Source organism: Bacillus sp. EU63 (assembly GCF_038592915.1).
GTDB lineage: Bacteria > Bacillota > Bacilli > Bacillales > Bacillaceae > Bacillus > Bacillus velezensis.
On sequence record NZ_CP151944.1, the window covers coordinates 1 to 10,000 of the forward strand.

7 protein-coding genes and 1 rRNA gene (1 of these 8 cut by a window edge) are annotated in these 10,000 nt (G+C 45.7%); all 8 read left to right on the forward strand.

Annotation, left to right across the window (positions count from 1 at the left end):
* Positions 1 to 1,341: a chromosomal replication initiator protein DnaA gene (dnaA, locus tag NYE38_RS00005; protein ID WP_004392913.1), complete on the forward strand. Its 1,341-nt coding sequence runs from the start codon at positions 1 to 3 to the stop codon at positions 1,339 to 1,341.
* Positions 1,342 to 1,525: 184 nt separating this feature from the next.
* The gene (dnaN, locus tag NYE38_RS00010) at positions 1,526 to 2,662 is read left to right on the forward strand and encodes a DNA polymerase III subunit beta (RefSeq protein WP_007409909.1); all 1,137 of its coding nucleotides are present in this window, start codon (positions 1,526 to 1,528) and stop codon (positions 2,660 to 2,662) included.
* Positions 2,663 to 2,796: 134 nt separating this feature from the next.
* Entirely contained in the window at positions 2,797 to 3,012 is a 216-nt protein-coding gene (gene rlbA / locus NYE38_RS00015; protein ID WP_004392910.1) for a ribosome maturation protein RlbA, read from the forward strand.
* A gap of 15 nt (positions 3,013 to 3,027) precedes the next feature.
* The gene (gene recF, locus NYE38_RS00020) at positions 3,028 to 4,140 is read left to right on the forward strand and encodes a DNA replication/repair protein RecF (protein WP_053285270.1); all 1,113 of its coding nucleotides are present in this window, start codon (positions 3,028 to 3,030) and stop codon (positions 4,138 to 4,140) included.
* Between the two features lie 17 nt (positions 4,141 to 4,157).
* Positions 4,158 to 4,403 carry an extracellular matrix/biofilm biosynthesis regulator RemA family protein gene (locus NYE38_RS00025; protein WP_004392908.1) on the forward strand — a complete coding sequence of 82 codons (246 nt, stop codon included), beginning with the start codon at positions 4,158 to 4,160 and terminating at the stop codon, positions 4,401 to 4,403.
* 56 nt (positions 4,404 to 4,459) lie between these two features.
* A complete protein-coding gene (gyrB, locus tag NYE38_RS00030; RefSeq protein ID WP_014720600.1) occupies positions 4,460 to 6,376 on the forward strand; it encodes a DNA topoisomerase (ATP-hydrolyzing) subunit B in 1,917 nt (638 codons plus the stop codon).
* 215 nt (positions 6,377 to 6,591) lie between these two features.
* Entirely contained in the window at positions 6,592 to 9,051 is a 2,460-nt protein-coding gene (gene gyrA / locus NYE38_RS00035; protein ID WP_025650119.1) for a DNA gyrase subunit A, read from the forward strand.
* 296 nt (positions 9,052 to 9,347) lie between these two features.
* Positions 9,348 to 10,000 (forward strand): 16S ribosomal RNA (locus NYE38_RS00040) (it continues 897 nt past the right edge of the window).

Sequence of the window (10,000 nt, forward strand, 5' to 3'; positions counted from 1 at the left end):
ATGGAGAATATATTGGATCTTTGGAATCAAGCTCTAGCTCAAATTGAGAAAAAGCTAAGCAAACCGAGTTTCGAAACTTGGATGAAGTCGACGAAAGCCCATTCGCTGCAAGGGGATACCTTAACCATCACCGCTCCCAATGAATTTGCCCGAGACTGGCTGGAGTCCAGGTACTTACATCTCATTGCAGATACCATATACGAATTAACCGGGGAAGAATTGAGCGTCAAATTTGTCATTCCTCAAAATCAGGACGAAGAAGACTTTTTACCGAAACCGCAAGTGAAAAAAGCGGCAAAAGAGGAACCGTCTGATTTTCCCCAAAGCATGCTCAACCCGAAATATACATTCGACACATTCGTCATCGGATCGGGAAACCGATTCGCCCATGCAGCATCACTGGCTGTGGCGGAAGCACCCGCTAAAGCGTACAACCCTTTATTTATATACGGGGGAGTCGGCTTAGGAAAAACCCACTTAATGCACGCGATCGGCCATTATGTCATTGATCATAATCCTTCAGCCAAAGTGGTGTACCTGTCTTCTGAAAAATTCACAAATGAATTCATCAACTCAATCCGCGATAATAAAGCCGTTGATTTCCGCAACCGCTACCGGAACGTTGATGTACTTTTGATAGATGATATTCAATTTTTAGCCGGAAAAGAACAAACACAGGAAGAGTTTTTCCATACATTCAACACGCTTCATGAAGAAAGCAAACAAATCGTGATTTCCAGTGACAGACCGCCGAAAGAGATCCCGACCCTTGAAGACCGCCTGCGTTCGCGGTTCGAATGGGGATTGATTACAGATATCACACCGCCGGATCTGGAAACGCGGATTGCCATTCTGAGAAAGAAAGCGAAGGCGGAGGGCCTTGATATTCCGAACGAGGTCATGCTTTACATCGCGAATCAGATTGACAGCAACATCCGCGAACTGGAAGGGGCATTAATCCGGGTTGTCGCCTATTCATCCTTAATCAATAAAGACATTAACGCAGACCTGGCAGCAGAAGCATTGAAAGATATTATTCCGTCTTCTAAGCCGAAGGTCATTACGATAAAAGAGATTCAGCGGATTGTCGGACAGCAGTTCAACATTAAGCTTGAAGATTTCAAAGCGAAAAAGCGTACGAAATCAGTGGCTTTCCCAAGACAAATTGCGATGTATCTTTCAAGAGAAATGACGGATTCTTCTTTGCCTAAAATCGGGGAAGAATTTGGCGGGAGAGACCATACAACCGTCATTCACGCCCACGAAAAGATTTCAAAACTGCTGATTGATGACGAGCAGCTTCAGCAGCAGGTGAAAGAAATAAAAGAACTGCTTAAATAATAGTGCCCTCGGATGAATCGGGGAAAGTGTGAATAACTTTTTCATAGCCATGCACAGTCTGTCCACATGTGGATAGGCTGTGTTTCCTGTCTTTTTCACAACTTATCCACAAATCCACAGGCCCTACTATTACTACTGCTATTTTTAAAATATATTAATTATATTATCCGTTAGGAGGATAAACATGAAATTTACGATTCAAAAAGATCGGTTAGTCGAAAGTGTACAAGACGTTCTAAAAGCCGTTTCATCCAGAACCACAATTCCCATTCTCACCGGTATTAAGATCGTCGCCTCAGATGAAGGAGTATCTTTCACAGGAAGTGACTCTGATATTTCAATTGAGTCATTCATTCCGAAAGAAGATGATGATAAAGAAATCGTGACGATCGATCAGCCGGGAAGTATCGTGCTGCAAGCGCGTTTCTTCAGCGAAATCGTTAAAAAACTGCCGATGGCGACTGTTGAAATCGAAGTTCAAAATCAATATTTAACGATTATCCGTTCCGGAAAAGCCGAATTTAATTTAAACGGCCTTGATGCAGATGAATATCCGCATCTACCGCAAATCGAAGAGCATCACGCCATTCAGATTCCGACGGATCTTTTGAAAAACCTGATCCGCCAAACCGTGTTCGCTGTGTCCGCCTCAGAAACACGCCCTATCTTGACAGGTGTAAACTGGAAAGTCGAAAACGGTGAATTATTATGCACTGCCACGGATAGCCACCGACTCGCTTTAAGAAAGGCGAAGCTTGATATTCCGGAAGACAGCTCTTATAACGTGGTCATTCCCGGGAAAAGCTTAACCGAGCTGAGCAAAATTCTTGATGACAACCAAGAACTGGTTGATATCGTGATTACAGAAACCCAAGTGCTGTTCAAAGCGAAAAACGTATTGTTCTTCTCAAGATTGCTTGACGGAAACTATCCGGACACGACCAGCTTAATTCCGCAGGAAAGCAAAACGGAAATCGTCGTGAACACGAAGGAATTTTTACAGGCGATAGACCGTGCTTCTTTATTGGCGAGAGAAGGCCGCAACAACGTTGTAAAGCTTTCTGCCAAACCGGCGGATTCGCTTGAAATTTCATCAAATTCTCCGGAAATCGGAAAAGTGGTCGAAGCTGTGCTGGCTGACCAGATTGACGGCGAGGAATTAAATATTTCATTCAGTCCAAAATATATGATGGACGCACTGAAAGTACTTGAAGGAGCGGACATCCGTATCAGCTTTACGGGAGCGATGAGACCGTTTCTTATCCGTACGCCGAATGATGAAACCATCGTTCAGCTCATCCTTCCGGTCAGAACGTATTAATCAAACAGAATGTGCTGCCGGCTTAGTTCGGCAGCTTTTCTATTCATCAGCCGCTCCCTCAAGTTTTCCCTTTCCTTATTTCAGGATTTTTTAGTACAATTAGATATTAGTGATATTTGAAAGAGGTCGATATTATGGCAAATCCGATTTCGATTGATACAGAAATGATTACGCTTGGCCAGTTTTTAAAATTAGCCGATGTAATTCAGTCCGGCGGCATGGCGAAATGGTTTCTGAGCGAGCATGAGGTGACTGTCAACAATGAACCTGACAATCGCCGCGGCAGAAAGCTTTACGTTGGAGACGTGGTCGCGATTGAAGGATTTGGTTCATTTCAAGTCGTCAATTAAAGCGGGTGACAGCGGTTGTATATCCAAAATTTAGAATTAACATCCTACCGTAATTATGAGCGCGCTGAGCTTCAATTCGAAAACAAGGTGAATGTGATCATCGGGGAAAATGCCCAAGGCAAAACCAATCTGATGGAAGCCATCTATGTCCTTTCGATGGCAAAATCACACCGCACCTCAAATGACAAAGAACTTATACGGTGGGACGAAGACTATGCTAAAATAGAAGGAAGAGTGATGAAGCGCAACGGGGACATCCCGATGCAGCTTGTCATCTCCAAAAAAGGTAAAAAGGGCAAGGTCAATCATATAGAGCAGCAAAAACTCAGTCAGTATGTCGGAGCGCTGAACACCATTATGTTTGCCCCTGAGGATTTAAATCTCGTCAAAGGAAGCCCTCAGGTGAGGAGGAGATTTCTCGATATGGAGATCGGGCAGGTTTCTGCCGTTTATCTGTATGATTTATCTCTTTATCAAAAAATCCTTTCACAGCGGAATCATTTTCTGAAACAGCTGCAAAGCCGGAAACAGACTGACCGGACCATGCTTGACGTTCTCACTGATCAGCTGATTGAAGCAGCCGCAAAAGTTGTCGCCAAACGTCTGCAGTTTACGGCGCAGCTTGAAAAATGGGCGCAGCCGATCCATTCCGGCATTTCCCGGGGACTTGAAGAACTGACGCTTAAGTATCACACGGCGCTTGATGTATCAGATCCCAAAAATTTGTCGAAAATAGGTAACAGCTACCAGGAGTCTTTTTCGAAATTAAAAGAAAAAGAAATAGAACGAGGCGTCACATTATTCGGACCGCATCGGGATGATGTCCTTTTTTATGTGAACGGACGCGATGTGCAGACGTACGGTTCGCAGGGACAGCAGCGTACGACGGCTTTGTCTTTGAAGCTGGCCGAAATAGATTTGATTCATGAAGAAATCGGAGAATACCCCATTTTACTTTTGGATGATGTACTAAGCGAGCTGGATGATTACCGACAGTCCCATTTGCTTCATACGATCCAAGGCCGTGTGCAGACATTTGTCACCACGACAAGCGTGGATGGCATTGACCACGATACCTTACATCAAGCAGGAATGTTCCGTGTGGAAAACGGTACGTTAGTGAAGTGAAGAAATGAGGTGAGCGATTGTATATTCATTTAGGTGACGACTTTGTCGTTTCAACACGCGATATCGTCGGCATTTTTGACTGCAAGGTCAATGTATCGCCGATTGTTGAAGAATTTCTGGACAGACAGAAAGAAAAAGTAGTGCCGTCCGTAAACGGCACGCCAAAGTCTATCGTAGTCACGACTGAGAATATATATTACTCTCCCTTATCTTCCGGCACACTGAAGAAACGTGCGCAATTTATGTTAGAAATAGATTCTTAGCGGATCTTTACAATGAATATATCGTTTAAGAAAAGTGTAGGTGAATGTGCATGGCTATGGAACAGCAGCAAAATAGTTATGATGAGAATCAGATACAGGTATTAGAAGGTTTGGAAGCTGTTCGAAAGAGACCGGGGATGTACATCGGATCAACTAACAGCAAAGGCCTTCACCACTTGGTGTGGGAAATCGTCGACAACAGTATTGACGAGGCCCTGGCCGGTTATTGTACAGATATTAATATCGAGATTGAAAAAGATAACAGCATTACCGTTAAGGACAACGGGCGCGGAATTCCGGTCGGTATCCAGGAGAAGATGGGCCGCCCTGCGGTTGAAGTCATCATGACCGTTCTCCACGCCGGCGGTAAATTTGACGGAAGCGGATATAAAGTATCCGGCGGTCTTCACGGTGTAGGGGCGTCCGTCGTAAACGCCTTGTCGACCACTCTTGACGTTACGGTTCATCGTGACGGAAAAATCCACTATCAGGCGTACGAGCGCGGTGTGCCTGTGGCCGATCTTGAAGTGATCGGTGATACTGATAAGACCGGAACGATTACGCACTTCGTTCCGGATCCGGAAATCTTCAAAGAAACAACTGTATACGACTATGATCTGCTTTCAAACCGTGTCCGGGAATTGGCCTTCCTGACAAAAGGCGTAAACATCACGATTGAAGACAAACGTGAAGGACAAGAACGGAAAAACGAGTACCACTACGAAGGCGGAATCAAAAGCTATGTTGAGTACTTAAACCGTTCCAAAGAAGTCGTTCATGAAGAGCCGATTTATATCGAAGGCGAGAAAGACGGCATAACGGTTGAAGTTGCATTGCAATACAACGACAGCTATACAAGCAATATTTATTCTTTCACAAATAATATCAACACATACGAAGGCGGGACGCACGAGGCCGGATTTAAAACTGGTCTGACCCGTGTCATAAACGACTATGCGAGAAGAAAAGGGATTTTCAAAGAAAATGATCCGAATTTAAGCGGGGATGATGTGAGAGAAGGGCTGACTGCCATTATTTCAATTAAGCACCCTGATCCGCAATTCGAAGGGCAGACGAAAACCAAGCTCGGCAACTCTGAAGCGAGAACGATCACTGATACGCTGTTTTCTTCTGCGCTGGAAACATTCCTTCTTGAAAATCCGGACTCAGCCCGCAAAATCGTTGAAAAAGGTTTAATGGCCGCAAGAGCGCGGATGGCAGCGAAAAAAGCGCGGGAATTGACCCGCCGCAAAAGTGCGCTTGAGATTTCCAATCTGCCGGGCAAACTGGCGGACTGTTCTTCTAAAGATCCGAGCATTTCCGAGCTGTATATCGTAGAGGGTGACTCTGCGGGCGGATCAGCGAAACAGGGACGGGACCGCCATTTCCAAGCCATTCTGCCGCTGCGCGGTAAGATTCTGAACGTTGAGAAAGCCAGACTTGATAAGATTCTCTCAAACAATGAGGTCAGATCAATGATCACGGCCCTCGGAACAGGAATCGGCGAAGATTTTAATCTTGAAAAAGCGCGTTATCATAAAGTGGTCATCATGACGGATGCCGATGTTGACGGCGCCCACATCAGAACGCTTTTATTAACGTTCTTCTACAGATACATGCGGGAAATCATCGAAAACGGCTATGTCTACATTGCCCAGCCGCCGCTTTATAAAGTGCAGCAGGGAAAACGGGTGGAATACGCTTATAACGATAAGCAGCTTGATGAGCTGTTAAAAGAGCTTCCGCAATCGCCTAAGCCCGGCCTCCAGCGTTATAAAGGTCTTGGAGAAATGAACGCGACTCAGCTTTGGGAAACGACAATGGACCCTGCGACCAGAACGCTTCTGCAAGTCAATCTTGAAGATGCAATGGACGCTGACGAGACTTTTGAAATGCTGATGGGTGACAAAGTAGAACCGCGGAGAAACTTCATAGAAGCAAACGCCAGATACGTGAAAAATCTTGATATTTAACCAAGAAAGCCTTATTTTCGTTAAGAAATAAGGCTTTTTTCTCAAAGCGGCTTCTAAAGCCTCTGAAAACCCGCAAAACCCGTATATTCTACTAAATTAATGTGTATAAACACAAGTTTATTGATATAATGGAGAATAGTGAAATCGTATTGAAGATCATAATGGACAATCTACTCCCACATTATTTCATGTGATACTTCAGGGAGGTTTTTTTAATGAGTGAACAAAACACACCACAAGTACGTGAAGTCAATATCAGTCAGGAAATGCGGACATCCTTTCTGGACTATGCAATGAGCGTTATCGTATCCCGGGCGCTTCCGGATGTGCGTGACGGTCTGAAGCCGGTTCACAGGCGGATTTTGTACGCAATGAATGATTTAGGCATGACCAGTGACAAACCATATAAAAAATCTGCCCGTATCGTCGGTGAAGTTATCGGTAAGTACCACCCGCACGGTGACTCAGCGGTTTACGAATCAATGGTCAGAATGGCGCAGGATTTTAACTACCGCTACATGCTTGTTGACGGACACGGCAACTTCGGTTCGGTTGACGGCGACTCAGCGGCCGCGATGCGTTACACAGAAGCGAGAATGTCAAAAATCGCAATGGAAATTCTGCGTGACATTACGAAAGATACGATTGATTATCAAGATAACTATGACGGCGCAGAAAGAGAACCTGTCGTCATGCCTTCGAGATTTCCGAATCTGCTCGTAAACGGAGCTGCCGGTATTGCGGTCGGAATGGCGACAAATATTCCTCCGCATCAGCTTGGGGAAGTCATTGAAGGCGTGCTTGCCGTAAGTGAGAATCCTGAGATTACAAACCAGGAGCTGATGGAATACATTCCGGGCCCGGATTTTCCGACTGCTGGTCAGATTTTGGGCCGGAGCGGCATCCGCAAGGCATATGAATCCGGACGGGGATCAATCACAATCCGGGCTAAGGCTGAAATCGAAGAGACATCATCAGGAAAAGAAAGAATTATTGTTACGGAACTTCCTTATCAGGTGAACAAAGCGAGATTAATTGAAAAAATCGCAGATCTTGTCCGAGACAAAAAAATCGAAGGAATTACCGACCTGCGAGACGAATCCGACCGTAACGGAATGAGAATCGTCATTGAGATCCGCCGTGACGCCAATGCTCACGTCATTTTGAATAACCTGTACAAGCAAACGGCCCTGCAGACGTCTTTCGGAATCAACCTGCTGGCGCTCGTTGACGGACAGCCGAAGGTGCTGAGCCTGAAACAATGTCTGGAGCATTATCTTGATCACCAAAAGGTTGTGATCCGGCGCAGAACGGCTTACGAACTCCGCAAAGCGGAAGCGAGAGCTCACATTCTGGAAGGTTTAAGAATTGCTCTCGATCATTTAGATGCCGTTATTTCTCTTATCCGCAGTTCCCAGACGGCTGAAATTGCGAGAACGGGTTTGATCGAACAATTCTCACTGACTGAAAAACAAGCGCAAGCCATTCTGGATATGCGCCTTCAGCGATTAACCGGTCTGGAGCGCGAAAAGATTGAAGAGGAATATCAATCACTTGTTGCGCTTATCGCCGAGCTGAAAGATATTTTAGCCAATGAAGAAAGAGTTCTTGAAATCATCCGTGAAGAGCTCAATGAAATCAAAGAGCGTTTCAATGATGAGAGACGCACTGAAATCGTGACGTCCGGTCTTGAAACAATTGAAGATGAAGATCTTATCGAGAGAGAAAACATCGTCATCACACTGACCCATAACGGCTATGTTAAACGTCTCCCGGCGTCCACATACCGCAGCCAAAAACGGGGCGGAAAAGGCGTACAGGGAATGGGAACGAATGAAGATGACTTTGTGGAACACTTAATTTCCACATCAACGCACGATACGATCCTGTTCTTCTCTAATAAAGGGAAAGTATACCGTTCTAAAGGATATGAAATCCCTGAATACGGCCGTACGGCAAAAGGCATTCCGATTATTAACCTTCTGGAGGTTGAAAAAGGCGAATGGATTAATGCCATTATTCCGGTCAGCACTTTTGATGAGGAGCAATACCTCTTCTTTACGACCAAACAAGGGGTGTCGAAACGTACGGCACTGTCCCAGTTTGCGAATATACGGAATAACGGGCTGATCGCCCTGGGTCTCCGGGAAGACGATGAACTGATGGCCGTCCGCCTGACTGACGGCAAGAAACAAATCATCATCGGAACAAAGAACGGTTTGCTGATCCGTTTCCCTGAAGAAGATGTAAGACAAATGGGACGCACAGCTGCGGGTGTTAAAGGCATCACGCTGACAGACGATGATGTCGTTGTAGGCATGGAGATTCTTGAAGAAGACTCCCACGTCCTCATAGTGACAGAAAACGGCTACGGCAAACGCACACCTGCTTCAGAATACAGAGTTCAAAGCCGGGGCGGGAAAGGCCTTAAAACATGTAAAATCACTGACAGCAACGGTCCGTTAGTAACCGTGAAAGCAACAAAAGGCGAAGAGGACTTAATGATTATTACGGCAAGCGGCGTGTTAATCAGAATGGATATTAATGATATTTCCACTACGGGACGCGTAACACAAGGCGTCCGTCTGATCCGCATGTCTGATCAAGAGCATGTAGCCACTGTGGCGCTTGTGGAAAAGAATGAAGAAGAGCCGGAAGAAACGGAAGAAGTATAAAGTAAAAGCGCAGCTGTAACAGGCTGCGCTTTTATTATATAAAGAAATGAAAAAAGCTTTGACACATAGCGATGATACTGATATAATTCTTTTTGTTGTCTTTTTAATAGAAAGGCAAGCCTAGCGAAAATATTTTTAAAAAAAGTATTGACCTAGCAAACTGAAAATGTTATGATTAAAAGGTCGCTTCGAGAGAAGCAACAAAGTTCTTTGAAAACTAAACAAGACAAAACGTACCTGTTAATTCAAAGTTTTAAATAAATCGCACAGCGATGTGCGTAGTCAGTCAAACTACTTTATCGGAGAGTTTGATCCTGGCTCAGGACGAACGCTGGCGGCGTGCCTAATACATGCAAGTCGAGCGGACAGATGGGAGCTTGCTCCCTGATGTTAGCGGCGGACGGGTGAGTAACACGTGGGTAACCTGCCTGTAAGACTGGGATAACTCCGGGAAACCGGGGCTAATACCGGATGGTTGTTTGAACCGCATGGTTCAGACATAAAAGGTGGCTTCGGCTACCACTTACAGATGGACCCGCGGCGCATTAGCTAGTTGGTGAGGTAACGGCTCACCAAGGCGACGATGCGTAGCCGACCTGAGAGGGTGATCGGCCACACTGGGACTGAGACACGGCCCAGACTCCTACGGGAGGCAGCAGTAGGGAATCTTCCGCAATGGACGAAAGTCTGACGGAGCAACGCCGCGTGAGTGATGAAGGTTTTCGGATCGTAAAGCTCTGTTGTTAGGGAAGAACAAGTGCCGTTCAAATAGGGCGGCACCTTGACGGTACCTAACCAGAAAGCCACGGCTAACTACGTGCCAGCAGCCGCGGTAATACGTAGGTGGCAAGCGTTGTCCGGAATTATTGGGCGTAAAGGGCTCGCAGGCGGTTTCTTAAGTCTGATGTGAAAGCCCCCGGCTCAACCGGGGAGGGTCATTGGAAACTGG